The following is a 26,555-nucleotide window of genomic DNA, read 5'->3' as shown; positions in this document are numbered from 1 at the left end:
TGACTTGAACTCTGCCGCATACCGTTTCCGCGTAACCTTGCCCATAAAACCCGTCCTCGTTCAGGCCAGATGATAGCTTATCGCCCTGTCCGAAAAATGGGGACCACCTCTGTTCGTGGTCATGGTCGTGCAAGGACATCGAACTATGAGCGAGGAACTGAAAAGCTGTCCGTTCTGTGGGGAAGCTAAGCGTTTGTTCATTGGGCAGCCATGGGAGGGCGGGAACTATCGAGTTTCCTGCCAAGTATGCTGGTGCGCCGCAGGAGGGCACCCAACGCAAGCCGAAGCCATCACCGCATGGAACACCCGCGCAGGAGAGAAGGCGTGATCCCGTTAAACATCGTTGGTTCTGATGTGGTTTTACGTGGCGGCCGTGACGGCGTGCGTGACTTGTTCGCGCGGCGCGTAGACGGCTGCCTTGTCACCCGATGGGAGCCAACGCCTGATGAGATGGCAATTCTCAACCGAGGCGGAAGCGTAGAGTTGTGGTGCGTTGGAACACGATCGCATCCGCCAGTTGCGCTTCAGGTTGCCGAACATGAGGATGAACAATCGTGACCCACCCCACAAACTGGCCCAACCCCGAGCGGCCCGGCACAGTAAATGAGACTGGCTGCGTTGCTCTCAACAACATCACAACCCTTACGGAGCAGGCGAGGAAGAATATCGCAGTCGCGTCTGGCGCGCGGAAGATGGCGAAGGCAGTTTTCCCATTCCTGGCGGAGATCGACAGGCAAGTTATCGCCGCTCGTAGTTCTATCCCCGCCCTCACCCCCGCGCAAATAGCCGAGATGCTGGCGGGGGAGCGGGAGCGGTGTGCGAAAGAATGTGATGAAAAAGTTGCCTTTGCAAACCATGAACTAAAGGCATCAGACACGCATGAAGAAACCCGATACTGGATAGGAGAGCATTGTGCTGCAACCTTTTGCGCAGATGCCATTCGCGGATTGGGAGACAAGGTATGACTGACCCAAAAGTTGAGGCGGCTGCACGAGCTATCTGTGAATATGCCCACCAGTGCGAGGGTGAGTCGGTGCAATGGCACGAAATCACAGAAGCCTTGAGGGATGTGGCGCGGAGATATGCCCTGAGAGCCATCACGGCAGCAGATGCGGCTGCCTGGAGGCCGATGAGTGAAGCACCGAAGAACCGCTCACCCATTCTGGCCAAGACAAGGTCAGATATTTTCCCAGAGAGCAACAACCGCTCTGGATGGAACGGTCGGTACGTTGTCATTCGGCATGAGGGTATTCTGGATGATGACTTCGATATGGGATGGTCTGTTGACGCACCTGTCGGATATGGCGGTATGCCTGACGAGTGGTTCTTGGGCTGGCAGCCTATTTCTGGCTCCACAGAAGGCAATCCGAAACCCACGCCCGAAACCATAACCATCCCGCAGGTACGCAACGACCGGCCTATTGAAGTATGACACTGATTAGTTAACAGGCTTTCGTTTACCAGAAACCAAAGCCTCAACTGGGACTTGTCCTTCTAAAATCAGATCATTCCACAACTGGGCAAGTTCTCGCCTTCTGGGCAGATGCAATGCCCGATTGTAGGCGCCTGCCACAGTGTTGCGCGATACATGGGCCAGCATCAGCTCAATCACCGCATGGTCCTGCGGGTAACGCTCATTCATCGTGCTGGAGAAGGTAGAGCGAAACCCGTGCGGCACATGCCGCCCATGGTATCCGGCCCTGTTCAACAAGTAACCCAGAGCATTCTCACACATCACTGTCTTGGGACGGCGTGTGTTAGGAAAAAGGTGCGGCCAGCGTTCTGTGAATGGGCGTAACGCATTGACCACTGCAATAGCGTGCGGTATGAGCGGCACGATATGGTCCCGTCCCATCTTCATCCGTTCCTTTGGAATTACCCATACCGGATCTGATCCATCCAGTTCGTGGAACTCCTGCCATAACGCGCCGCGCACTTCTCCCGGCCTGACTGCCGTGAGGTAAAGAAGCCTGAAGGCAAGGAGTGTTACGGGGTGGGCTGGGCTACCCTCAACGCGGCCGATCATTTCCCGCGCCTGATCAAGATCAGTAATGGCAGGTTGGCGGCCACGCTGGACAGGCCGCAAGGCAGCCTTAACCACAGATGCAGGGTCATTGTCAGCCCGACCTGTAGCGATGGCATGGACAAACACATCACTCATCCGTTGGCGGACTCGGTGCGCAGTCTCAACCGCACCTCTGTCCTCTATCTGCTTCAGGACATGCAGAACAACGCGAGCTGTCATTTGCCCAGGCGGCAATGTGCCAATCAAGGGGAATACATCCCGCTCAAGGCTATGGATCACATCATGAGCATGCCGAGGCCTCCATAGATCCTTGCGTTGCTCATACCATTCACGCGCAACGCTCTCGAAGCTATCTTCCTCACGCGCTGCAGACAAAACCGGAGCCAGCTTCCCAGCCTGCGCTGGGTCAACCCCCTGGCGGATCATGTCCTTGGCATTATCACGCATGCCACGGGCCTCCCGCAGAGACACAGACGGGTAAGGGCCAAAGGTCAGGGTCTGTTCTTTGCCACCCGACCTATAACGCATGCGCCAGAACTTCTTCCCCGTCGGCATGACATGAATGAACAGTCCCTCACTATCTGCCAGGCGATAGGCTTTGTCCTTGGGCTTTGCTGTTTTGACGCCGGTATCTGTCAGCATGCTTTCCGTTACCCACACACAGGAAAATTTTACCCACTCGTTACCCACAAAGCTGCCGGCTTATATGGAACGTAATGGGAACATATGGGAAAACAAAAACAGCAAAAAGCCCTAGAGATCAAGGCTTATGGCAATATATGGGAATTTATGGGAATCGGTTGTGGCGGAGAGAGAGGGATTCGAACCCTCGGTACGCTATTAACGTACACACGCTTTCCAAGCGTGCGCCTTAAGCCGCTCGGCCATCTCTCCAGCGCGAGGAAGGTAATAGCAAGATTATCGGAACAGGCAAGAGGGAAAGAGCCCTCCTGTCTGTTTTTTTCCTTAAGCCCTGCCTGCCTGCCGTGCGTTGCGCACAAAACTGGCAATTAATGCGGGGTCTTTAACGCCGGGAGCGCTCTCCACCCCCGAAGACACATCCACCGCAGGAGCCCCTGTTATACGAACAGCTTCAGCCACGTTATCAACCTTCAGCCCTCCGGCAAGCATCCACGGGAAGACGGGTTTCCAGCCGGACAGCATAGACCAGTCCAGCTTTTGGGCATTTCCGCCCGGTCGGGTTGCATCTTTAGGGGGCCGCGGCTCTATCAACACCCGTTGGACAGGACATGAGACGGGAAGGTCTTGGGGTCCTGCCACAGGGAAGGAAAGCCAGACAGGCAGGCCGAATACCTGCGCAACCTGATGGGCGCGTTCCTCGGATGCATAGATCTGCAAAACATCAAGTGCGGCGTGTTCCAGAACCCGCGCAATATCCTCATCACTTGGGTGCACAAACAGACCAACAGTGCTGGCCCGCCCCAACCCTCGGGTGGTTAGGCCTGCTGCCTGCTGCGGGGTGACAAAGCGGGGGGAGCGCTCAAAAAAAACAAAGCCAATCCAGTCCGCCCCATGCTCCACACAGGCATCAAAACCCACCGCCTCTGTAAGGCCACAGATTTTAACACCTATGGGACCAAACTCAGGCATGATCAGCTTTCCAGTTCCGCCATTATGGCAGCCGCAGCCGCAGCAGGGTCGGCGGCCTGTGTGATCGGACGACCGACTACAATCCAGTCCGCCCCCGCATCGCGCGCCTGAGCGGGAGTCATGACCCGCTTCTGATCCCCCTTGGCAGCCCCGGCGGGACGAATGCCGGGGGTAACAATGACCGGAGCGCTCCCCAGATCATCGCGCAGCACATTCAGCTCATGCGCGGAGCAGACCAGCCCATCCATACCGGAATCAACCGCCAGTCTGGCCAGACGCCGGACCTGCGCGCGAGCACCATCCATGACCCCGGTTTCCGCCAGTCCCTGATCGTCCAGACTGGTCAGGACTGTAACGCCAAGGAGCAAAGGACGCTGCCCTTGGGGAAAAGCCTCATCACAGGCTGCACGGGCAGCTTCCATCATCGCCCGACCGCCAGAAGCATGGAGGGTAAGCATACGCGGGCGCAAATGGGACAAGGAGCGCACAGCCGCACCAACCGTATTGGGGATGTCGTGCAGCTTAAGGTCCAGAAAGAGCGGTGAGGCACCCGCAACATCCGCCACGGCCTGAAAACCGGCCGCGTAGGTGAACTCAAGCCCCAGCTTGATAATGCCGGATACGGGGGCTACGTCCTGCACCCATTTGCGGGCCTGAGCAGGGTCCTGCGTATCCAGAGAGACAATAAGGCCGGTGCGCCGGATCGTATTAGACATTGGAGTGTTCTTCGCTCCCTGCGGGGCTAAGCGGTGGTGTCACAACAGGCTGCATATCGGGGGCCGGGATGACCGGCGGCGCGCGGTTGGCCAAAATGGCACGCATCTGCGCCAGTTCCGCCTCCAGATCCCTGACCTGCTGTTCCGCCTTGCGGGCCCTGCGCCCCTGCCGGAACTCGACCACCCACAGACAGAACGCACCCAGCAGAAAAGACAGGGCTCCCACACTCAGGGCCAGCACACCCAGCGAGCACTTCCAGCTATATGTGAGCATCCACATATCCTGCGGGTCCTGATTACTGGCACTGAACACAACAAGTGCAAGCAGGAATGGTACAACGATTATGAGCCTGATCATGGTGATGTGGTAGCCCTATCCTACGCAAAGAACAAGAATGGCAGACAAACCAGCCGCAAGGCAGCCTGCGTGACCTTACCACGCTCTTGTACCTGCGTGTTGCCATAAACACACCCCTCCACTACGGCCCCACAGGCAGGGGCTGCTTTACGCCATATTCAGGCTATATGTCGCAAGTATGGGCTTTGCGGCCCTAACTTTGCGTAGCCCCCTTTACGCAGGTGCTTTTCTGCGTTTCTGTGCCAAGGGTCCAAGCAACGGCACAACGCATTTGGGAGATATTGGCATGCTGGTACTAACACAGGGTGACCCGGCCAGTATTGCGCCCGAAATTACAGCCGCAGTCTGGCAAAAGCTGCGCCAGAACGGACCTGCCTTTGTTTATGTGGGGGACCCGTCCCTGCTGGAACGGCGAGTGCCAGTGCAGACCATACGGTACCTGTCCGATGGGGCCGCTGTTTTTGGCCACGCCCTGCCCGTACTCCCTTTAAAACTGGCAACACCTCCTGCGCCGGGGGAACCTGACCGCCGCAATGCCGCCTGTGTGCTGGAGAGCATACGCCTGGTCACGGAACTCACGCTGAGTGGTGAGGCCTCGGCCATGATCACCAACCCGATCAGCAAGGAGGTTGTGCAGGGGGCGGGTTTTCGCCATCCCGGCCACACCAGCTATCTGGCCGAGCTATGCCAGACTCCGGGGAATGAGGTCATGTTGCTGGCAGGCCCTTCCCTTAAGGTTGTTCCCATTACCGTGCATGTGGCCCTGCGCGATGCCATAGCCCAACTTTCCACAGACCTGATCATCCGCACGGCCCGCACGGTGGCCGCGGGGCTACAGCGGGACTTTGCCCTCCCCCACCCCCGACTGGCCTTTGCGGGGCTGAACCCCCATGCGGGCGAGCACGGACTGATGGGCCGCGAGGAACAGGACATTATTCTTCCCGCCATAAACGCCCTCCGCTCGGAAGGGTTGAATGTCAGCGGCCCCCTGCCGCCGGACACAATGTTTACGCCCCACGCAAGGGCGCAATATGACGTGGCTCTGTGCATGTACCACGATCAGGGGCTGATCCCGCTCAAAACGCTGGATATGGCCGAAGGAGTCAATGTAACCCTCGGCCTCCCTGTTATCCGCACATCCCCCGACCACGGAACGGCATTTGACATAGCAGGCCAGAACAAGGCAGACCCACGCAGCCTGAAGGCCGCCATAAAACTGGCGGCAATACTGGCCGCGAACAGAAGGAAAAATACATGAGACCGGCCATCAGGCTTGGCGTCAACATTGACCATGTTGCCACAGTCCGTAACGCCCGTGGGGGCCAGCACCCAGACCCCGTGGCCGCAGCCCTGCTGGCCGTGCAGTCCGGGGCGGATGGCATAACCGCCCATCTGCGCGAGGACCGCCGCCATATCCGCGATACGGACCTTGAACGCCTGCGTACCGAAATTGACGCCCCCCTGAACATGGAAATGGCCGCAACGGACGAAATGGTCGCCATTGCCCAGGCCCTACGCCCCCACGCCTGCTGCCTTGTGCCCGAACGGCGTGAGGAACTGACAACCGAAGGCGGGCTGGATGTTGCGGGCCAGTCCGATGCGCTAACACCCAAGGTCCACGCGCTCAAAGCCAATGGCATACGCGTTTCCCTGTTCATTGACCCCGACCCTACCCAGATTGCCGCAGCAGCGGCCACGGGCGCACAGGTTGTGGAACTGCATACCGGCGCTTACGCGCAGGGCCGCGCTGGCGAACTTGAGCGCCTGCAACGCGCAGCCACACAGGCTGCCAGCCTTGGGCTGGAAGTCCATGCCGGCCACGGCCTGACGTACGAAAACGTGGGACCCGTTGCCACCATTCCCCAGATACGGGAGTTGAACATCGGCCACTTCCTGATCGGTCAGGCTATTTTTGACGGGCTGCCCACGGTCATCGCGACCATGCAGGCCCATATCAGCAAAGCGGCAGAACACTAGATGGAAGAGCAGGACTATAAAACACCCAAAGCGCTCATGGCAGCGGTTGTGGGTATGGGGGTTCTGATTATCGTGGGCTTGGTAGCCTTGGTCGGGGTGGTCATCCACCGCATGAACACGCCCCATCAGCCTGCCATAGCCACCGGTATTCCACTAACAGACACACGGACCGCCCACCTTGCCCTTGGGCCGGACGAGCATATGCTCAGCACAACCCGTGTGCATGATGACCTTCTGGCTATCCACATTGCCGGCAAAGACCACGACCGCATCATGCTGTGGAATGTGGCTACTGGGCAGGTTCAGCCCGGGCTGGAAACCACAGCTCCCTAATGCACCAATGCCCATAACCACGCATCTGTCCGATGGCTATGTGAACGCTTTGGGTCTTATGAGCGGTACATCGCTCGACGGGGTGGATGCAGCGCTCATCCGCACAGATGGCACGGCCATTGCCGCCCACGGTCCATCCCTCACGCTCCCCTATACGGCGGAGCTACGCCTGCGCCTGCGCAACCTGCTGGATAATGCGCCAGACCTTACGCCTGACAATGCGGAACTCCGGGCCGTGGAACAGGCACTTACGCTGGTACACGCGCAGGCCGTGCAACGCCTGCGCCAGATGGCGCCAGACATGGCGGTGGATGTTGTGGGGTTCCACGGCCAGACCATTCTGCACCGGCCGGGACGCACTTGGCAGATCGGAGATGCCGCCTACCTTTCCGCCCAGACGGACCTGCCTGTGGTGCATGACTTCAGAACCGCCGATGTTGCCGCCGGGGGTGAGGGCGCGCCACTGGTCCCGCTCTATCACGCCGCCCTGCTGCACAACCGGCCCGGCCCCGTTGCCGTGCTCAACATTGGCGGGGTTGCCAATCTTACTCTTGTAACGGGTGATGGGCGTATTATTGCGTGCGATACAGGACCGGGCAATGCCCTGCTGGACGACTGGGCCTGCCAGCACACCGGCACCCCCTGCGATACGGACGGCCAACTGGCAAGGCGGGGTAAAGCCGACCAAGCCATAGTGGAGCGTCTGCTCGCACATCCGTTCTTCCGCAAGCCTGCGCCCAAATCACTCGACCGGCTGAGTTTTCATGACGCTCTGGCACAAATTGCAGCACTTGATGCAGCAGACGGCGCAGCTACTCTGACCGCCTTTACCGCACAGACCATTGCCCGCACCCCACTCCCTGAACAGCCGCGGGAATGGTTTATCTGCGGCGGAGGCAGGCATAACCCGGCTCTTATGGCAGCCCTTGCGCAAGCCCTGCCCGGCACCATTTACCCCGCCGAGCAGCTTGGCTGGAGTGGAGATGCGCTGGAAGCGGAGTGTTTTGGTTTTCTGGCCGTGCGTAGTCTTGCGGGGTTACCCCTTTCCCTGCCCACCACAACGGGTGTACCGTTCCCCCAAACAGGTGGACGGCTGACCTGCATGGATATTACGCCATGGGGGCGTCGGCTCTGGCCGTGTTCGCACACGGATAGTCCTCCTCCACCTTTTTAAAACTGACAGGAAAGACCGTCTTGATGAAACGTTTTTTCGCGCTTTGCATCCTGTTGCCAAGCATGGACTCCGTTGCCCTGCACCACAACGCGGCCGCCCAGACCGTGCTTGATAACAGCGCCCAGAAGGCACCACCTTTCGTCAAGGCAACACTCAAGTCTCTGACCACCCGTTTTTCCAACGCGCACCCCAAGTTCCGCAATCTGGTTGTGCATACCAACAGCGACAAAAAACAGATTGTCTGTGGTCAGGTCAGCCTGAGCGAAAACAAAACCCCAGCTGAGGAAAGCTTCCTGTCCTTTGGCGCCGCCGAAGATTCGGAACAGCCCGTGGTGTATGAAGCCCGGACCATTCCCACGACGCTGGACACGCGCGAGGCCAATCAGTGGATCAACCACGGTGCTGATCTGGAAGAGCTGGAAGAGCTTGGCTGTGTGCCAGAAGGCAGCTACCGCCAGTATGGCGACAACCTGAACAAGGTGTTGCAGGACCGCAAGACCAGCGCCACGCGCTAACGCCAGCGGCCCTTGTTGTTAACGATCGCGTTATAACAAGGGTATACCTGATGCGCAAAAAACACAATTCTGATTATACTCGCCTGAAATCGCTTCAGGCGTAATTGACATAAGCCGAATTCCATCGGCATGCTCAGCCGGTTGCGAACAAAAATAACAAAATAAGCCGGTTTCACGAAATGAAATATCTTAATCTGCTCCTTCTGCTGCCCTTTTTGGGTTTGCTCTGGACTCCGCTGTATGACCGGCATGACCCGGTCCTGCTCGGGTTTCCCTTCTTTTACTGGTACCAGTTCGCCTGGGTTCCGGTGACATCCGTCCTGATCTGGGTGGTGTGGAAAAAGGGGAATCGCGCATGAACGCCATCAATCCGTGGGCGCTTGGCGTCTTCATCCTGTTCTTTGCCGCAACCATTGTGATCGGGTCATCCATCCAGTGGATACGCGGGCTGTTCAGCAAAAAAACCGGCGGCACCTCGCATGAGGAGTGGTCACTGGGTGGACGCGGGTTTGGACCGTGGGTCACGTGGTTTCTGGTCGGTGGAGATTTTTACACGGCCTATACCGTTATTGCGGTGCCAGCACTGGTTTACGCGGCGGGAGCCTATGGCTTTTTTGCCCTGCCCTACACCATTATTGTCTACCCGTTCATTTTTATCGTCATGCCCAAGCTGTGGAAAATCGCGCGTGAAGGCGGGCATTCCACTGCGGCCGATATTGTGCGTGCCCGCTTTGACAGCCGCGCGCTGGAAGTTGTGGTCGCACTGACCGGGCTTGTTGCCGTTATGCCTTATATTGCCCTGCAGTTGATCGGCATCCGTACCGTTATTCAGGCACTTGGTCTGCCGGGGGACCTGCCACTTGTCATCGCGTTCCTGTCTCTGGCCGCGTACACATGGCTAGGTGGGCTGCATGCCCCCGCACTGACCGCCTTTATCAAGGATATTATGATCTATATTGCCGTGCTTGTGGCAGTTACGGTCATTCCCCTGCACACTGGTGGGTATGGGGCATTGTTTGCCTCGGTTGAACACGCACAGAGCATACTCAAGCCCGGGCAGGGTCTGCCCTATGCAACACTCGCCCTATCCTCTGCGCTGGCAGCTTTTTTGTACCCCCATACGCTAACAGGTATTCTGGCATCCCGCTCGGCTGATACCATTCGCCAGAATGCGGTGTTCCTGCCGGTTTACACCATTGTGCTGGGGCTGATCGCCATGCTGGGCTTTATGGCGCATGCAGCGGGTATTGTAACAACCAACAACTCCATGGTTGTGCCCATGCTGTTCCAGAAAGTCTTTCCCGCATGGTTTGCCGGGTTCTGTCTGGCGGCCATTGCCGTGGGCGCGCTCGTACCTGCTGCGGTCATGGCCATTGGTGCGGCCAACCTTGTCACCAGCAACCTGCTGCCTGCACAAAAAAACCCTGTTCGTACCAGCCGGCTGACTTCGCTTTTAGTCAAACTTGGAGCGCTGATCTGCGTATTGTTCCTGAACGCGCAGTTCGCCATTGACTTCCAGCTTCTTGGCGGCGTGTTTATTCTGCAAACCTTTCCTGCCCTTATTCTGGGCCTGCTGAAGGTACGCTTTTCCGCCACCGCCATGCTGACGGGTTGGCTGGTTGGCACCGTGTTCGGGGTCAGCCTGTGCTGGATGGACGGGCTCAAGCCCATTCACCCGGTCAATTTTGGCCTGTTCTCGGGCAATGTTTCCACGGGCCTGCTCGCCCTTGGGGTCAATGTTATTATTGTTGTCGTGGTTTCGGCTTTCTGCCCGGCCAAAAAAGACAACAGCGCCACAGAACAGGATCGTGTGGAAAACCCGGCCTGATAAAAACCAGACACCACAACAAAAAGGGATGCTCCCAACAGGGGCATCCCTTTACTTTATGGCCCTACCTTGCTGGCCGCCGCTACAGGCTAAGCAGAATAGCCGGTGCGCCTGCTCCTCCGCCGGGCTGAAAAGCCCTGACCTGCTCACGCACAACGTCATACAGGTCTATGCCGCACCTGCGCGCTGGCTCGGCCATCTGCTCATAAATTTCTTCCAGCAGATAATTCTTCTGGCCATCATCACTCAGCCGCAAGGGCGAACGCTGGCTGCACTGGCACCGCTTTAAAAACGACCGCAAGGCCGCCTCGCCCTGTGGTTCAAGCCCTGCAACGGTGCTGGCAAAAAAATCCACCTCCGCGTTCAGCCCGACAAACACCCCCCGAAACACCGCGCGCGGCGACTGGTAGCTAATCAGGGCCGGAATGCCGCCAATAAGCATGATATCCTGTGCAGATGGGGGCATTGTTGCTGTCTGGCTCCTTGCAAGCTGGAACGGTGTTTGGCAATGCTGATAGCATTCTTCTGTCCTGTGCCAAAGAGCGTGCGGGGGCGCAAACGGTTTTCATCAGGAGCCGCCATGACACACCCCCATACCCAAGCCCAGCAAATGAACCTTCTACTGCCAGACATCCGACCTACGCGCGAGGAACTGGAAACAGGCGCTGTGCTTATGCGCCAGTTTGGCACACCCCATGCCACCGGCCTTTTACAATCTTTGCATGAGATCGCCCAGCAGGCCCCCTTTCGCCATATGCTCACACCCGGTGGAGGCACCATGTCCGCCGCCATGACCAGTTGCGGAGCGCTAGGGTGGGTCAGTTCTCCACGGGGTTACGCATACACAACGCAAGATCCGCTCAGCCAACGACCATGGCCCGCCATGCCCGCAAACCTTTCAACCCTTGCACAAAATGCCGCGCAGGCTGCCGGTTACCCTGACTTTGCCCCCAATGCCTGCCTGCTCAATTGCTACCAGAGCAACTCCCACATGGGACTGCATCAAGACCGGGATGAAGGGGACATCACACAGCCCATTGTATCGCTCTCGCTCGGGCGGACAGGTCTTTTTATGTGGGGAGGGCCAGAGCGGCGCAGCAGGGTACGCACGTTTGCACTGGACCATGGAGATATACTGGTCTGGGGTGGGCCTGCCCGTCTGCATTACCATGGGATTAAAGGACTAGCGCCTACCCCGCACCCCCTAACGGGTCTGACCCGGTTCAACATGACATTCCGCCATGTTGAAGCCCACACCTCCTGACAACCCACCCGGTCCCGGACACACCCTGCATGCCCTTACCTGCCCTGCTGACACGCCGCAAAATTCTGCAAACCGGACTGGCCCATGCCACCTGTCTGGCCAGCACTTTTCCGCTCGCGCATGCCCAGCAGCCCCAGCCCACCCCGTTTGCGCCAGTGGATGAAATTTTCCGCAAGGCCATACAAAACGGCAGAATGCCCGGCGCGGTAGCTGCCATAGGCCATGAAGGCCAGATGGTGTGGAAAGGTGTTTTTGGCCAGCGCGCCCTGCTCCCCACAGCGGAAGCCATGACATGGAACACCATTTTTGACATGGCATCCCTAACCAAGGTTTTAATAACGGCACCAGCAATCATGCAGTTTTATGAGCAGGGCCAGATTGCGCTGGACACACCAGCCTGCCATTACCTCCCTGCTTTTGCAGCCAATGGCAAACAGAACATTACCATCCGCCAGTTGCTCACACATTATTCTGGTCTGGCACCGGATATGGATCTGAGCTTTGCATGGCAGGGCAAGCAGACAGGTGTGCAGATGCTCATGAACAGCGTCCCCCAAACTCCGCCGGGAGAGCGATTTGTTTACAGTGATCTCAACTTTATAACGCTGGGGTTGATTGTTGAACGGCTATCCGGTCAGTCCCTTGCCGCTTATGCAACGGATCATATTCTTAAACCTCTTGGCCTTCACAACTCTTTTTTTCTCCCACCCTCCTCCCAACAACTCAACATCGCCCCAACACAGTTTGATGAAAACGGGCAGATGCTGCGCGGTGTTGTGCACGACCCCTCAGCCCGGCGTATGGGTGGTTTTGCCGGACATGCCGGACTGTTTTCCTGTGCACAGGATACCGTTACGTACGCACACGCCATGCTGGACAAGCTAGCGGGCCTACCCTCGCCGTTCCCCCTGCAAGCCGAAACTTTGCACCTTATGTCCACCCCCCAGCAACCAGCAGGCAAGACTGACCTGCGCGGACTAGGGTGGGATATTGCCACCCATTACTCCACGGCACGCGGAGCCTATTTTCCCGCCACCTCTTTTGGTCACACCGGCTTTACCGGCACGTCCCTCTGGCTGGAGCCCAACAACCGCAGTTTTGTGATTATTCTGACCAACCGCGTACATCCATATGGGCAAGGTAATGTGGTCGCCCTGCGGAGGGACGTTGCCACAGCCGCAGCGCTGGCTTTACGCACCATGGACCACTAAACACCCCGTTTACCGCCATTCATACACCACACAGGGCTGGTGTGTTATTCTTGCATCACTCTATGGTTATATTCGCTCATATATAGGTTTGTGTGCGGTCGTATATAGACAACCCCCCTCCCTACCCGGCAAAACGGGCATCCCCCTTGTACCCCTCCACACCCCGGATGAGCCAGATCCATGCACGATCGTTTCCATACACTTTTCGCCACCGGAACATTTAGCGCATTACTGCTAACAACCTCCGCACTGGCGGCAGACCCTGTTGCCTCCACGCAACAGACCACAACGGGCAAGCAGGCCGCTATTAAATCGGCAGCTCCCCCGCCCCCCAAACCAAAAACCTCCGCACCCACGAGCACAGCCCCCATTGCCGGGATTCTGGATGGCTCCAATGGTGAAACGGTGAATGTTCATGGCCACCATGCCGCAGACGGTACCGGTGCCAAATATATGAACAAGATTGTCTATCTTGGTCCCCTCGGCAACCGTGACACGCTGGATACTCCGTACTCCGTCATGGGTGTGCCGCATGACGTGGTCGTCAACCAGCAGATCCGCAACATTAACGACATGGCGCAGTATCTGCCCTCCGTTCAGCTCGAAATCCGCGGCGACCCCAACACATCCCGCCCCCAGTCGCGCGGGTTTGAAGCCGATGTATGGTCAAACTCCCGTCTGGACGGATTGAACGTGGTCTCCACCACTCCATACGCTGGAGAATGGGTGGACAATCTGCAAGTGCTCAACGGTCTGTCTGGTGCCATGTATGGACCGCAAAACCCGGCGGGGATGTTTGAATACACTCTCAAACGCCCAACAGACCGACGGACAGAACGCCTCTCTGTTGGCGTAGATTCCATCGGCACTCCCACGGTCAACGGCGATATTTCGGGGCGTCTGGGCCGGAATGGTTGGTTTGGTTACCGACTGAACATGCTGCATGCCGACGGCACTGCCTATACGTCAGCAAGTTGGGTCCGGCGGGAAATGGTCAGCGCTGATTTTGACATTCATCTGGATGACAAAACAGTTATCGAACTCGACGCCAGCCACTATACCTACGTTGAACGCGGGACAGCACCAGGATTTGCGGTCAAGGAAACAGGCACGGACTCTGACCCTACCCATGTGACCTCCCTACCAACGGCTCCGGACCTGAGCAAACCTTATCTCGGGCAGGACTGGAGCGGCTACAATATGGAAACCAATACTTTCCTTGCTAAAATCAAGCACGAAATCAACAAAGACTGGAGCTTTACGTTAGGTGGGCTATACCAAGATGCCGCCCGCCAATCTTTTGCTTCCAATGATACGCTTATCAATAATACAGGTGGGTATACCCAGACAGTAACGGCCGCAGCCACAGCGAACGATTTCCGTACTGGTAGTAACATGGCATATTTTAATGGTCGTGTTTACACAGGCCCGATCAAGCATGACCTCGTCATTGGCACTAACGGTTACATGTCGGGAACTTACAACCCGAAAATTCCTGGGCAAGCCGTAACTACGGTAACAGAAGCTGACAATGCCAGTATCTATAATCCCATCAAAGTTAATGGAAAACAGCCATACTACCATGGGCGCTGGGAATCTGGGCGCATCACGACACAGTCCTTTATTATAGGTGACACCCTGACAATTAATAAACATTGGTCAATTTTGGGCACACTAGGCTGGAGTTGGATCGACCAGCAGAGCGCCAAAAACTATAGCAGCCCCCTTAAAAAATCTGTTCAGGCCAATGCGGCTTTCAGCCCGACGGTCAGCGTGCTTTATAAACCGGCTGACAACCAGACCCTTTACTTTACCTATGCCCGATCAGTTGAACCCGGTGCTGTGGCTAATGCTTCAAATTCCAACGCATATCAAACACAGCCGCTGATCCGGCCGGAAGAATATGAAGTTGGTTATAAAATTCGCTACGGAAAAATGCAGTTTAACGTTGCAGGCTTCCGCATGACATCCAAGTATGCTGCCAGCTATTGCCCTAACGGTTCAACCTGTATCAACCCGTCCACAAGCGCACAGCTACCTCTAGAATATGGTTACGTCGGCACGCAGCGCAATTATGGTGTGGAAGCCCAGATTTCGGGAGAAGTGCTGCCTAACCTTTCCGTTCTTGCGGGTGTGACATGGCTTGATGCGGAATTGATCAATAGTAAAGAAAGCAAATACAATAATAAGGAAATTATTGGCGCGGCTCCGCTACAGGCCAATATGTTGCTCGACTACAGACTGCCAGCATCCCTTGGAACTTTTGCCTCTGGCTGGGCTTTCAATGCCAATGTCCATTACATGGGTAACCGTGCAGCCAATCTGACAAACACGCTCCACACAGGCTCTTACACAACATTGGATCTAGGCACCCGCTACGCCTTCAATGTCGTTAAATTCCCGTGGGTTGTGCGTTTTGGAGTCAGCAACGCAACAAATGAACGCTATTGGGCCTCGGTCTTTGCTGGCTCACCTGGTGCTGTGTCCAACACACCAGAAACCCTGTATGCAGGCCTGCCGCGTGTCTATCACTTCACTCTCTCCATGGAGTTCTGATTAGTCTGGTAGGGTGAAAGGCTTGTGCCCGCCCTACCACGTTTTTCAGCTCCCCTCACCTACGTGGACTGCCCCCGTAGGTGAGACTTCCCAGCGAACGCATGTTGTAACGCTTCCAGCCATATTCAAAAACAGCTCAGTTCTCCAACTGGGCTGTTCTGGCCTGCCGCTCCATCCATTTTTGGGCGGAAACCTTGCGGGATGCATCAAGCATCCGATAAAGCGAGACCATATCCCGCTCATCGGGCGAGACAATCAGGTCAATATCTTCATGCACATACCCGGTTAAAAACACCTCGGGTTCCACATGCAGCAATGCCGCCAGTTTGGGGATATGCTTGCGGACACTTCCCTCACGCCCGGTTTCCCAGAACGCGATGGCAGGACGGGATACACCAAGTGCATCGGCTACCTGCTGCTGCGTAAGACCGGCGGTTTTACGAAGAATTTTGATCCGCTGCCCCAGTTCAATACCCGGCGAGATAACATTGTCTCGTTGAGCCATCCTAATTCCTCCATTTTACCACTCTGTGGCAGAATGTTTTACCGGGAAAATTCACACCACATTAAAAATGTACAGAGTGCAGACCGCTCTGTCTCAAATCATATTCATGAGAAAAGCGGATAACCAATGTACCGTTACATGCCTGTTATAGTCATAACACAGGATAAAACCTGTGCAACAAATTACCGGGTGTTAATTTTTTAAATTTCTCATTTGCGATGATTTTTGGTGTCTCTGCGTTTTCTGGCTGCGGCCCACATTCACAAAAAAAGTGTTATTTTTTTGTTTTTCTTATGAAATACAAAGAAGGCATGTTGCCATATATTCTCTGGGCAGAGCCTACCCAGACCGCGGCCTCCCTCAACAAGACATTTCCGTCATTTTAAAAATAGATGTTCACTTGCTCATTGCAGATTCGAAATACCAGCAATGACTCGAAGCGACGTCTGACACTGCCGTGTCATTCCGTAACTACAGCCCCTAAAAAAACAGACGTGGCCCGTTACGCCTTGTGGCTGGGTTGGGTATGCCGCAAATACTGCGCACAGAAGTTACCCGCTGCCTGCAATAACATAACAAGCACGACCAGCACCGCAACAACGCCGAACATAACGGTTGTGTTGAACCGTTGGTAACCATAACGGATTGCCAGATCACCCAAACCACCGGCTCCTATGGCCCCAGCCATGGCCGATGCCCCGACAAGAGTAACCAGCGTCACTGTAAAGCCCGAGATCAGCCCCGGCAGACTTTCTGGCAGCAGCACATAGCGCACCACCATCCACCGTGTACCCCCCATCGCCCGTACAGCATCCACCAACCCGGTATCCACCTCCCGCAAGGAAACCTCGGCAATGCGGGCAAAGTATGGAATGGCCGCAATAGATAAAGGAACAATAGCGGCTGCTGTACCCAGTGCCGTGCCAACCACCATGCGGGTAAACGGAATAAGCAGCACCAGCAAAATAATAAACGGCACAGCCCGCACCGCATCCACCACACCACCTACCATGCGCGAGAGCAACGGCATGGGATACAGACCGTTAGGAGAGGTCAGCACAAGCAACACCGCCAGAGGCAAACCACCGGCAACCGCCAGCACCCCGGATGCCAGAACCATTTCCAACGTTTGGGCGGTTGCACGCCAGAGCAGGTCAAGAATGAGTCGGGACATATCCAATTACCTCGGCTGCACAGGCGTGCGCCTGAAGAGCGTTCATGGTTGCGACAGAAAGACTATCGGTCTGCACCACAACATCCACCTGTTCGTCACTTTCCGGGTTGGGCAGGGTGTGCAACAGGGCAAAGCTGGCCTGGCACTGTTGCTCCAATCCACGGAGCAAAGGCGTAAACACAGCCTGCGTTGCAACCGTCAGACGCACAATGGCGTGGCTACCCTCCTGCGGGGTCTGGCTGAGGTTGGGCGGAAGAATGGCCGCAAGGTGGTTGGCATCCAGAATATCTGCCGGTTTGCCACGGGTTACAATACGGCCTTTTTCCAGCACAAGCACCTGTTGCGCCAGACGACGCACAACATCCATTTCATGCGTGATAAAGACAATGGTCAGACCCAGCACACGGTTGATATCCGCCAGCAGGGCAAGAATGGTCTCGGTTGTTTCGGGGTCCAGTGCGGAGGTTGCCTCATCACACAACAGCAAAGCCGGGTGTGCCGCTAGCGCGCGGGCAATGCCAATGCGCTGCTTTTGCCCACCGGAGAGCATGGCAGGGTATTTGCCAGCATGGTCCGCCAGCCCGACCAGATCCAGCAATTCCGCAACACGTTTGTTTCGCTCTGCTTTGGGCACACCAGCAATTTGCAGGGGCAGGGCCACGTTTGCTGCAATCGTGCGTGAAGCCAGTAGATTGAAATGCTGAAAAACCAGACCGATCCTGCGGCGCAGCAATACAAGCCTTGCCTCGGGCAGGGTGGCCATATCCTCCCCTTCCAGCAGGATTCTGCCAGACTGGGGTCGGTCAAGACCACTCAGGCACCGCAGCAGCGTGGACTTGCCCGCACCTGAACGGCCAATAATACCCAGCCTTTGCCCCTTGCCCACAGTGAACGAGATATCATGCAGCGCTGGTTGCCCACCAAAGGAGCGGGTCAGCCGATCGACTTCCAGAAGGTTCATGGCCACGATGGCAACACAGCCCCATGGAACGCCTTGCTCAGCGCCTGCCGCACATTGGGTTGCTGGTACGCCCCCACCAGTTTGGAAACCCACGGAGCAGATTTATCTGCCTCGTTCACAGCTATAATGCAGATATACGGGTTATTATCTGCTGTTTCCTGCGCAATACGTGTTTTTTCAATATCAACACCAACCTTTTTAGCCCAGTCGGTATTGATAACAGCGCCATCCAGATCCGTTAGCGCACGCCCTACCACGCCCGCATCCAGTTCACGAATACTGATGTTATGGGGGTTTTCGGTAATATCGAGCGCGGTTGGCGTATTCCCCGCATCGGCTGCGAGTTTGATCAGCCCCAGCTTTTGCAACAGCAGCAGGGCGCGCCCCTCGTTTGTCGGATCATTGGGGACACCAATAACCGCATTGTCCGGCAGGTCCGCTACAGATTTCCAACGTGTTGAGTACAGTCCTATGGGCGCAACATAAGTATGGCCAACAGGCACAATACCATACCCTTTGGCCTTGTTCTGGGCATCCAGAAACGGGCCATGCTGGAAAGCGTTGGCATCCAACTCATGCTCGGCCAGCGCCTCGTTGGGTGCATTATAGTCTGAAAAAGTGATCAGCCTGAGTTCCAGACCTTCCTTGGCGGCATTGGCTGCCACCACGGGCCACACGTCCTCATCCTCCCCCGCCATAATACCTACGCGCAGGACCTGTGGTGCGGCGTGTGCGGTTTGGACTGCCAGAGCGCTTGCAAAAGCAACGCCACCTGCCAGTAAAAACCGGCGGGAAAGAAAGGAAGAGACCATCACTCACAAACCCCGCAAAAGGAATGAAACACTACAATAAATCACTATCAGTTCTGCTTGAATAAAATATAGCACCTGATTGTCAAGTTTATTTGTCGTGTCTTCTGCTCCCGACCGGGCAGGGCAATGCGGATTACACCGACCATGCCCCACCCGAGCCCTAAACAGAACGACTACCCAATATAAGCCAGCCCCTCTGGCAGGAGCTTGCCGGGGTTAAGAATATTCCGTGGGTCCAGAGCCACCTTGAGGGTTCTCATCACCCCTAGCGAAGGTTCGCCATGCTCCCGTTCCAAAAACTCAAGCTTGCCAAGCCCTACACCATGCTCACCGCTGCATGAGCCATCCAGACTGAGTGCGCGGCCAACAATTTTGCGGTCAAGCTCCAGAGCTTTTTCATACCCCTCCGGGTTGTCCTCCGTAATGATGAGCGTATGAAAATTGCCATCCCCGACATGGCCAAGAATAGCCGCCTGTAGCCCGGAGGCCTCAATATCAGCCTTAACGCCCACAATCAGGGCCGCAAGGCGGGAAATGGGTACAATACAATCCGTGCTGATCACCCGCGTTCCGGGATAAAGCGCTTTAACTGCCCAGAACGCGTTATGCCGCGCTTTCCACAACCGGTTGCGTTCGTCCGGTGTATCCGCCCATGCAAAACCAAGGCCGTTATTGTCTGTGGCCAGTGCTTCCGTCACGTCCACCTGCTCACGCACGGATGCGGGTGCTCCCGCAAACTCAAAAAACAGCGTGGTGATCGGGCGCAATTCCTCCAGACCGGAATAGCGGATACTGGCGGCCATCTGCACGTCGTCCATCAACTCAACGCGAGCAATCGGCACCCCGGCCTGAATAACTTCCACTGCCGTGCGGACGGCATCTTCCAGATTTTCAAACTGACAGATCGCAGCGGAAAGCTGCTCGGGAATACCATGCAGACGCAACTGGACTTCCGTAATAATACCCAGCGTGCCCTCAGAACCAACAAACAGAGAGGTCAGATCATACCCGGTAGAGGATTTTCTGACCCGCCCCCCCGTTTTAATGATCTCGCCATTTGCCATAACAACTGTCAGGCCAAGCACATTTTCCTTCATTGTGCCATAATGCACGGCCGCCGTGCCCGAAGCACGGGTTGCGCACATACCGCCCAGAGTGGCCTCTCCTCCCGGATCCACGGGAAAAAACAGACCGGTATCACGCAAACGGGTATTCAGCTCCTGCCGGGTCAACCCGGCCTGCACACGGCAGTCCATATCAGCGGCATTAACCTGCAAAACCGTAGTCATCCGCGATAAATCGAGGCTCACGGCATGTTCGGGCGGGGTTACATGCCCTTCCACCGAAGTGCCAGCCCCAAACGCCACCACAGGCACATAGGCCCCATGGCAAAGTGCTAGAACAGTCGCAACATCTTCCGTCGTTTCAGCAAACACAACCGCTATGGGCAGGCGCGCCAGTTCCAGCGCCTCCCCGTGGCTATGCGCTTCGCACACAGAGTGATTGGTGGAAACCTTTTCCCCCAGATAGTCCTTCAATTGTGCCAAAACAGCAGAAATACGCGCCGCTGCATGGGGAACAAAAGAAACATTAGGCATTTTCTCTTCCCCAAACTTCACTGAACCTTATACGGTCCTGCTATAAATATCATCAAACCGCACAATGTCATCTTCACCAAGATACGAGCCAGACTGAACCTCGATCAGGGTTACAGGCATCCGGCCCGGGTTTTCCAGCCTGTGCAGGCTCCCCAGCGGCAGATAGATACTCTCATTCTCACGCACAATAACCTGTTCGTCACCACGCGTTACAAGAGCTGTACCTTCCACAACCACCCAGTGTTCAGCCCGGTGATAATGTTTTTGCAAGGAAAGTTTCTGCCCCGGCCTGACAACAATCTTTTTAACCTGAAACCGGTGCCCCGCCGTTAGCGCCTCATAATATCCCCATGGCCGATAGGTCAGGCGGTGCGTGTCCGCCTCTGGCATGTTGTTATTTTTCATCCGCTGCACAAGAGTTTTAACATCCTGCGCCCGATCCTTACTGGCAACCAGAACAGCATCCTGCGTGGCGACAACGACCAGATTATCCACACCCATGACCGCTGCGAGTAGACCATCCGTGCGCACATAAGACTGGCTTACATCCTCCAGCAAAACATTGCCGTGTGTTACATTGCCCTGTGCATCCTTTTGCCCCAGTTCCCACAGGGCATCCCAGCTCCCCACGTCCGACCAGCCAAAACAGCCGGGCACGACTGCGGCTTTTTCCGTACGTTCCGCCACGGCATAATCAACCGAAATATCTGGTGACTTTGAAAAAGTGTCCGGGTCCAGTCTTTCAAAATCCATATCTGTTTTGCGGTTTTTTACAGATTCTTTAACGCAGGCATACAATTCAGGTTCATACGCCTCGATCTCGGACAAAAATGTTGCCGCACGCACAACAAACATGCCCGAATTCCATAAATACCTCCCCTGCGCCAATAAGGCAGCGGCTTTGTTTTTGTCCGGCTTTTCCACAAAATGGCTAACCCTGTACACACCGGGTATGTCCTGAATAGCCGCACCCTGCTCAATGTAACCGTACCCTGTTTCAGGCCGGGTGGGGGTCATGCCAAAGGTAACCAGATAACCGGCACTCGCGGCCATTACGGCCTGATCGAGTGCCACGTGTAGTTTAGGCACGTCCTCAATCGCTGCATCAGCCGCCATAACCCACAACACGGCATCCGGGTTATGTTCGGCCACAACAAACGCGGCCGCTGCTATGGCGGGGGCCGAATTGCGGCCAACGGGTTCGAGAATAATCCGGGCATCCCCTATACCCACGTCACGGAGTTGTTCGGCAATAACAAAGCGGTGTTCGCCATTACACACAACAACCGGGTCAGCCAGCCCCTTGGACTGGCCACGCAATGCCGTATCCTGCAAAAGCGTAAAATTGGTCAACAACGACCAGAACTGCTTGGGAAAACTCCCGCGTGAGACAGGCCACAGCCTGCTCCCCGCACCACCAGACAGGATAACCGGCACAACGGGGGAAACTGTTCCGTGCTCCAAAGTGCCACCAGATCCCTCTTCGCCACCAACCATGCTGCCTACCCCTGATCCTTACGGCCTACCAAACAGGCTGCACTATCTCCCGTAATACACGCATACATCTGTGGCAATCATTCCACACCATGCGGACTAAACAGACAAAAGTTTGATTATTCACAACAGATCGACCATTAGCAGCACAGTGCAGCAGATTTATTTTACTCTGACTATAGTGTTCCCTCAACAAGAAAATATTCAAGCAAGGGCAATCAATAACCGTTCTGGATGTTATTGATTGAGACGCGTGATGCAGGGAGAGGCAGAGTTTCCGGTATCAGCGCCCATACGCCCGTTTACATTATCGCGTCCTGTTGTTCTTTTGATCATGGAAAAGAACATTGTGGCGTTTGTCACAATGGCCTGAAAAATTATATTTTGGAGGAATATCGCAAAAAGCACTGTAAAAACAGTGGTGTCCCGTACGGGAGCTTTTTTACCAAATGCTACAACATATTGATTTTTATAAACAAAAAATCACAAAATCTTGTTTTTTAGTCACTGTGTTACACATATGTAGCACATGTGTTTTTGATTGGCAAAGCTTAAGGCTTAAAAAATCTGTGTAGGTGCATAACCTGCTCATCTTTAATTTTCTCATAGATGATGAACCAATAGGACAGGAAACCATTTAATCGCGTCCAAAAATTTTTTGTCAGACGTTTCCTCTCTTGGCTGATGTCATGCACTTCCTGACCAACGTAGTTGCCTGCTTCTTCATTCTGTCAGGAGGTTCAATTCCCATGCCCTGAAGACGTTCCAGCAAAGCCAGAACAGCAGAGGCATCCTCTGCACTGACAGCAGGTTTCCCATTGGTAGCCACCAGGGCTTTCCCTGAATTTCTGTCCTGTCTGATTTTTTCCAGAATAGCCACTGTCAGCCATTCTCCGGCTTTCATGCCCTGCTTCTGGCTCTGTGTAATCACAGCTTGCCGGACATCAGCAGAAATTCCCCTGATACCCCATGTTTTCGTGTTGTCTTCCATATGTTTCCTTCCCTGTTGAACAGATTTGTCCAACCAGTATGACAAAGAAACAAGCAAGGAAGGCAGGCTATTGCATGGAATGGCTCAACAGCCAGTTTGACAAAGAATGTCCAAAAAGATGTTTATCAGAAATTGGATAACAAACATGCAATTCTTGATAGAGTTTTATGTTATTTACAAACACAGTTTATATTTTACTTGCATAAATTAACATTTCGTGCTTTAATAAATGAAAAAGCCAGATGCGAGAAACATCTGACTTTAACAAATGCGATGGAGACGAAACCATCGAGAGCAAAACACACACTGTTTTTATGAATTGATTATGTAGTATTTAAATGAATTAGTCAAGTAAAAAATGTAGTTCTCGTAATTTTTTCTTCATCCTGATTAAAGGAGAAGAATTTTATGGGATTAGCATTTAAAAAACCTGAAGTAGCACTCGACAGATATCCATACGATTGGAGGATGAAAAGGTTCATGCCTTATAATCCAAACCTGTTTTTCATCATGGGTCAGAAATTAAAACAGCCTGATGCAAAAGGCAGAACGTGGTGGGATAAACCTTACCATATCTCGGAATACGAAACCGTTTTTGACATGGCCCAGGATATTGAAGATTCCTATATCTCCATGAACTGGTTTTACAAATGCAGTCGCAGGGGTGAGTTTGTCGCGGTTTTTGACCATATCTGTATCGACCTTGATTGCTACAAATATGAAACCAACCCCACCATTCAATATCACGACCTTGGGGAGAATTATGAAATCCTGCTCAAGTTCTGCGATGACAACAACATTCCTCGCCCCTCCAATATCCTCAGTTCTGGCAGAGGTATTTATCTGCATTATACGTTTGAATGTCCTGTTCCAGCACGATGCAAAGGACGCTTTCAGGCTACTCACAGAGAACTGTTAAGAAAATTCATCCCATGGGGAGCAGACCAGGCGACCTATGATTTTTCACGTGTCTTTCGTCTTCCTGGGAGTGTGAACTCTCAGCATCCAAGGCGTCATCGATGCGAGTTCCTTGATTACAGAGGTCAGTTCTATGACTTCTCGACCCTGTGCGACATGGTTCTTCCAAAGAAATACGAGGATTACAAAAAGCAGAAGATAGCCAGGCAGGAGAGACGTGAAAAAGCCAGGGTTGAATATCTGGCTCGCAGGAAAACCAATGAACTTGTTCCCGATGAACGTGGAGCCCAGGGTTTCAAGGGGTGGGCCTCGTGGGCCAAGAAAGGGTTGTATGACCTGAAAACGCTTGGTTTCCTGCGCTACAGGGGGCCAGTCAGAAAAGGGGAATGTGATATTTTCTGCCATGAAGCTGGTATTCTTCTGGCTCAGATATCCAACCCTGACAATCTTCCCTCCAATCTGGAACAATGGGCTGAAGGTGTGATTGATGAGGGATATCTTGCCAAACATATGCACAATGCCATGCAGACCCTCTACAAGAAAGCTGGTCAGGACTATTCAGCCAAAAAGCGACACAAGGGCTACACGACTGGCACAAAGACCATTATTCAGAAATTAGGCATTACCCGCGAGGAAATGAAACATCTGAGTGTCCTCATTGACCATGAGGAAAGATTGCTCAGAAAACGCACAAAACGTCATGAACAGGGCAATGTAGAAAGACCAACCAGTCAGGGACAAAGCCGAGAAGCATGGCTTGCGGAAAATAATCTGTCAGCTTCCAAACCTTGGGAAGTTTTGAATATTTCCAGAGCGACTTATTACAGAATGAAAAAATCGGGAGCTTTGTAAGGTTCTGGTTTTGTTTTTGACGTGAGACAGGTGTGGACGGATAACTATGGATTATGAAATCCACCCATCCTTCTTTTTTTTTCTTTTTCTTTTGGTTCTTTTCTTTTTCCCTATCACTTTCATATTAATCAGACCCGTTTTTCTGTTTCTTGTGATTCACTCTATCAGGTTCATTCCATACCTATCTGTAAATCTCCATAATTGACCCGTGGATGCGATTTTTCCCCTTTCAGGGAAGATTATACCCTTCGTTCCTGTTTCGTGTCTGTGTGTGGCTTATTTCGCGTTTTATCTGTTTCACCAGATTCATCTGGAAAATCTGTTTCTGGTTTCAAAGGTCACTACAGATTTTTTTTCTTTGTAGTGAACTTCCGGTTTTCTTCATAAATGAACCGTAGATGCAGGGTTTACCCTTGGAGGGTATAATCCTTCCCTGAAAGTCTGTTTTGCTTCTCAACGTGGCTTATTTCGCATTGGAACAGCATGTCTGATGCTTTCCCGTCCGGGTTATTACAGAATGAAAAAATCAGGAGCTTTGTAAGGTTCTGGTTTTGTTTTTGACGTGAGACAGGTGGGGACGGATAACTATGGATTATGAAATCCACCCAACCTTCTTTTTTTTCTTTTTCTTTTGGTTCTTTTCTTTTTCCCTATCACTTTCAGATTAATCAGGCTCATTTTTTCTGTTTCGTGGAATTCCCTGCATTCGGTTCATTCCATACCTATCTGTAAATCTCCATAATTGACCCATGGATGCGATTTTTCCCCTTTCAGGGAGGATTATACCCTTCGTTCCTGTTTCGTGTCTGTGTGTGGCTTATTTCGCATTGGAACAGCATGTCTGATGCTTTCCCATCCGGGTTATTCCAGAAAATCTGTTCGTGGCTGATATCCTGGGTATTTCGTTCATTCCTGATATTTTTGTCATATAGTCGCACAGGTTTCCTGTTGAACCTTGCTGTGTTTTTTCTCTCACCAGTCAACAGAAAACCCTGTTGACCATTTCATGCAAAACAAGCAACTGAAACAACAAACAAACCCGTTGATTGTTTCCATTAATATTATAGATATTTGATATATTTATTTATATAAGCATATATAAATATTGCAATTAAGATAAATATAGTTTATAAATAACGTATATTTAAGGAGTTATTGAATGGAGTAATACTATGATAAATTACAGCACTATTTTTTCCCTGTTATCTGAAGGCATCAGAATCCCTGATAATCGTTCCTGTCCGTTGGCAGGACGTTACCTGCGTTGTTTTTCTGATGAACGTAAGGTGGGACGTTCCACGGTTTTTTACATTCGTGATTTTGTCATGGTGAACGCACCAAGAACATCTGTTGCGGATAAAGTGGAAGATACTGGCTATGACATTCTGGGTTTATTTCCAAACTTCATAGAAGTTCCGGAAAACGTCAAAGATAAGGCTGGTTATAAGCGTAAAGTTCTGGAACAACTGGTTGAGCCTTATCTTCAGCCTTTCATTACCAAAAAACGTATGGATTTTGGGTATGACAGGATGCTGATACCTGCCCTTGGGCAATTAAGGAACTGTTTCTCTTAGTGTCTGACCGAAAATGAGTTGAGTGATTTCAGTGGATTATGATTCATGGGTTTGCGATAACCTGATGAGATCAAGATGGCCTGGACTGAAATCACCCGCGCGCAGTA

27 protein-coding genes and 1 tRNA gene are annotated in these 26,555 nt (G+C 53.7%); 15 read left to right on the top strand and 13 right to left on the bottom strand.

What is annotated here, in order from left to right:
• Positions 1-121: 121 nt before the first annotated feature.
• From GOB86_RS16610 to GOB86_RS11395, 3 genes are all read left to right on the top strand, one after another.
• On the top strand, positions 122-328 hold the full coding sequence (locus GOB86_RS16610; protein WP_366125156.1) for a Lar family restriction alleviation protein: 207 nt from the start codon (positions 122-124) through the stop codon (positions 326-328).
• Positions 329-554: 226 nt separating this feature from the next.
• Positions 555-965 (top strand): hypothetical protein, encoded by a 411-nt coding sequence (locus GOB86_RS11400; protein ID WP_165992447.1) that lies wholly within the window; start codon positions 555-557, stop codon positions 963-965.
• A complete protein-coding gene (locus GOB86_RS11395; RefSeq protein WP_165992446.1) occupies positions 962-1,432 on the top strand; it encodes a hypothetical protein in 471 nt (156 codons plus the stop codon). Before GOB86_RS11400 ends, GOB86_RS11395 begins: the two co-directional genes overlap by 4 nt.
• Positions 1,433-1,438: 6 nt before the next feature.
• Here the strand turns inward: GOB86_RS11395 and GOB86_RS11390 are convergent, their stop codons facing one another.
• The 5 genes from GOB86_RS11390 to GOB86_RS11370 form a co-directional block, all read right to left on the bottom strand.
• Positions 1,439-2,668: a tyrosine-type recombinase/integrase gene (locus tag GOB86_RS11390; protein WP_165992445.1), complete on the bottom strand. Its 1,230-nt coding sequence runs from the start codon at positions 2,666-2,668 to the stop codon at positions 1,439-1,441.
• A 161-nt stretch (positions 2,669-2,829) separates the two neighbouring features.
• Positions 2,830-2,920: transfer RNA gene (locus GOB86_RS11385), tRNA-Ser, on the bottom strand.
• A 72-nt stretch (positions 2,921-2,992) separates the two neighbouring features.
• Entirely contained in the window at positions 2,993-3,637 is a 645-nt protein-coding gene (locus GOB86_RS11380) for a phosphoribosylanthranilate isomerase (protein ID WP_165992444.1), read from the bottom strand.
• 2 nt (positions 3,638-3,639) lie between these two features.
• On the bottom strand, positions 3,640-4,353 hold the full coding sequence (gene pyrF, locus GOB86_RS11375; RefSeq protein WP_165992443.1) for an orotidine-5'-phosphate decarboxylase: 714 nt from the start codon (positions 4,351-4,353) through the stop codon (positions 3,640-3,642).
• Complete coding sequence (locus tag GOB86_RS11370; RefSeq protein WP_165992442.1) at positions 4,346-4,711, bottom strand: LapA family protein; 366 nt, start codon at positions 4,709-4,711, stop codon at positions 4,346-4,348. Before GOB86_RS11370 ends, pyrF begins: the two co-directional genes overlap by 8 nt.
• Before the next feature lie 286 nt (positions 4,712-4,997).
• Between GOB86_RS11370 and pdxA the strand changes: the two genes are divergently transcribed.
• From pdxA to GOB86_RS11335, 7 genes are all read left to right on the top strand, one after another.
• Entirely contained in the window at positions 4,998-5,969 is a 972-nt protein-coding gene (gene pdxA, locus GOB86_RS11365; protein ID WP_165992441.1) for a 4-hydroxythreonine-4-phosphate dehydrogenase PdxA, read from the top strand.
• Positions 5,966-6,688, top strand: coding sequence for a pyridoxine 5'-phosphate synthase (locus tag GOB86_RS11360; RefSeq protein WP_165992440.1), 723 nt, complete (start codon positions 5,966-5,968; stop codon positions 6,686-6,688). Before pdxA ends, GOB86_RS11360 begins: the two co-directional genes overlap by 4 nt.
• Positions 6,689-7,021, top strand: coding sequence for a hypothetical protein (locus GOB86_RS11355; protein ID WP_165992439.1), 333 nt, complete (start codon positions 6,689-6,691; stop codon positions 7,019-7,021).
• Positions 7,022-7,028: 7 nt separating this feature from the next.
• Positions 7,029-8,195 (top strand): anhydro-N-acetylmuramic acid kinase, encoded by a 1,167-nt coding sequence (locus GOB86_RS11350; protein WP_165992438.1) that lies wholly within the window; start codon positions 7,029-7,031, stop codon positions 8,193-8,195.
• Positions 8,196-8,218: 23 nt separating this feature from the next.
• Positions 8,219-8,710: a hypothetical protein gene (locus GOB86_RS11345; RefSeq protein WP_165992437.1), complete on the top strand. Its 492-nt coding sequence runs from the start codon at positions 8,219-8,221 to the stop codon at positions 8,708-8,710.
• 179 nt (positions 8,711-8,889) lie between these two features.
• Positions 8,890-9,069, top strand: coding sequence for a DUF3311 domain-containing protein (locus GOB86_RS11340; protein ID WP_048854464.1), 180 nt, complete (start codon positions 8,890-8,892; stop codon positions 9,067-9,069).
• A complete protein-coding gene (locus tag GOB86_RS11335; RefSeq protein ID WP_165992436.1) occupies positions 9,066-10,538 on the top strand; it encodes a sodium:solute symporter family protein in 1,473 nt (490 codons plus the stop codon). The genes GOB86_RS11340 and GOB86_RS11335 overlap by 4 nt, the downstream gene beginning before the upstream one ends.
• A gap of 82 nt (positions 10,539-10,620) precedes the next feature.
• On the opposite strand, the gene GOB86_RS11330 is transcribed toward GOB86_RS11335, so the two are convergent.
• Entirely contained in the window at positions 10,621-11,004 is a 384-nt protein-coding gene (locus GOB86_RS11330; RefSeq protein ID WP_165992435.1) for a toxin-antitoxin system protein HicB, read from the bottom strand.
• 114 nt (positions 11,005-11,118) lie between these two features.
• Between GOB86_RS11330 and alkB the strand changes: the two genes are divergently transcribed.
• The 3 genes from alkB to GOB86_RS11315 all read left to right on the top strand — a co-directional run bounded on the left by alkB (position 11,119) and on the right by GOB86_RS11315 (position 15,569).
• Positions 11,119-11,802 carry a DNA oxidative demethylase AlkB gene (alkB, locus tag GOB86_RS11325; RefSeq protein WP_242012637.1) on the top strand — a complete coding sequence of 228 codons (684 nt, stop codon included), beginning with the start codon at positions 11,119-11,121 and terminating at the stop codon, positions 11,800-11,802.
• Positions 11,803-11,831: 29 nt separating this feature from the next.
• Positions 11,832-13,013 carry a serine hydrolase domain-containing protein gene (locus tag GOB86_RS11320; RefSeq protein WP_165992434.1) on the top strand — a complete coding sequence of 394 codons (1,182 nt, stop codon included), beginning with the start codon at positions 11,832-11,834 and terminating at the stop codon, positions 13,011-13,013.
• Between the two features lie 180 nt (positions 13,014-13,193).
• Positions 13,194-15,569: a TonB-dependent siderophore receptor gene (locus GOB86_RS11315; RefSeq protein WP_165992433.1), complete on the top strand. Its 2,376-nt coding sequence runs from the start codon at positions 13,194-13,196 to the stop codon at positions 15,567-15,569.
• A 136-nt stretch (positions 15,570-15,705) separates the two neighbouring features.
• Here the strand turns inward: GOB86_RS11315 and GOB86_RS11310 are convergent, their stop codons facing one another.
• The 7 genes from GOB86_RS11310 to GOB86_RS11280 form a co-directional block, all read right to left on the bottom strand.
• Positions 15,706-16,074: a helix-turn-helix transcriptional regulator gene (locus GOB86_RS11310; protein WP_165992432.1), complete on the bottom strand. Its 369-nt coding sequence runs from the start codon at positions 16,072-16,074 to the stop codon at positions 15,706-15,708.
• A 502-nt stretch (positions 16,075-16,576) separates the two neighbouring features.
• A complete protein-coding gene (locus GOB86_RS11305) occupies positions 16,577-17,248 on the bottom strand; it encodes a methionine ABC transporter permease (protein ID WP_165992431.1) in 672 nt (223 codons plus the stop codon).
• Positions 17,229-18,209, bottom strand: a complete 981-nt coding sequence (locus GOB86_RS11300; protein ID WP_165992449.1) for a methionine ABC transporter ATP-binding protein — start codon at positions 18,207-18,209, stop codon at positions 17,229-17,231. Before GOB86_RS11300 ends, GOB86_RS11305 begins: the two co-directional genes overlap by 20 nt.
• Complete coding sequence (locus tag GOB86_RS11295) at positions 18,206-19,021, bottom strand: MetQ/NlpA family ABC transporter substrate-binding protein (protein WP_165992430.1); 816 nt, start codon at positions 19,019-19,021, stop codon at positions 18,206-18,208. The genes GOB86_RS11300 and GOB86_RS11295 overlap by 4 nt, the downstream gene beginning before the upstream one ends.
• 173 nt (positions 19,022-19,194) lie before the next feature.
• Positions 19,195-20,619 carry an FAD-binding oxidoreductase gene (locus tag GOB86_RS11290; RefSeq protein ID WP_165992429.1) on the bottom strand — a complete coding sequence of 475 codons (1,425 nt, stop codon included), beginning with the start codon at positions 20,617-20,619 and terminating at the stop codon, positions 19,195-19,197.
• 27 nt (positions 20,620-20,646) lie between these two features.
• Positions 20,647-22,116, bottom strand: coding sequence for a mannose-1-phosphate guanylyltransferase/mannose-6-phosphate isomerase (locus tag GOB86_RS11285; RefSeq protein ID WP_165992428.1), 1,470 nt, complete (start codon positions 22,114-22,116; stop codon positions 20,647-20,649).
• Positions 22,117-22,774: 658 nt separating this feature from the next.
• Positions 22,775-23,104, bottom strand: a complete 330-nt coding sequence (locus GOB86_RS11280) for a hypothetical protein (RefSeq protein WP_165992427.1) — start codon at positions 23,102-23,104, stop codon at positions 22,775-22,777.
• 408 nt (positions 23,105-23,512) lie between these two features.
• On the opposite strand from GOB86_RS11280, the gene GOB86_RS11275 reads away from it, so the two are divergent.
• Together GOB86_RS11275 and GOB86_RS11270 are read left to right on the top strand one after the other, a co-directional pair.
• A complete protein-coding gene (locus tag GOB86_RS11275) occupies positions 23,513-24,874 on the top strand; it encodes a hypothetical protein (RefSeq protein WP_165992426.1) in 1,362 nt (453 codons plus the stop codon).
• A gap of 1,172 nt (positions 24,875-26,046) precedes the next feature.
• Entirely contained in the window at positions 26,047-26,448 is a 402-nt protein-coding gene (locus GOB86_RS11270; protein ID WP_165992425.1) for a hypothetical protein, read from the top strand.
• Positions 26,449-26,555: the final 107 nt, after the last annotated feature.

The organism is Acetobacter lambici (assembly GCF_011516885.1).
GTDB classification, from domain to species: Bacteria; Pseudomonadota; Alphaproteobacteria; order Acetobacterales; family Acetobacteraceae; genus Acetobacter; species Acetobacter lambici.
The sequence above is the reverse complement of the archived record's forward strand: the minus strand, read 5'-3'. Positions and strand labels throughout refer to the sequence as shown.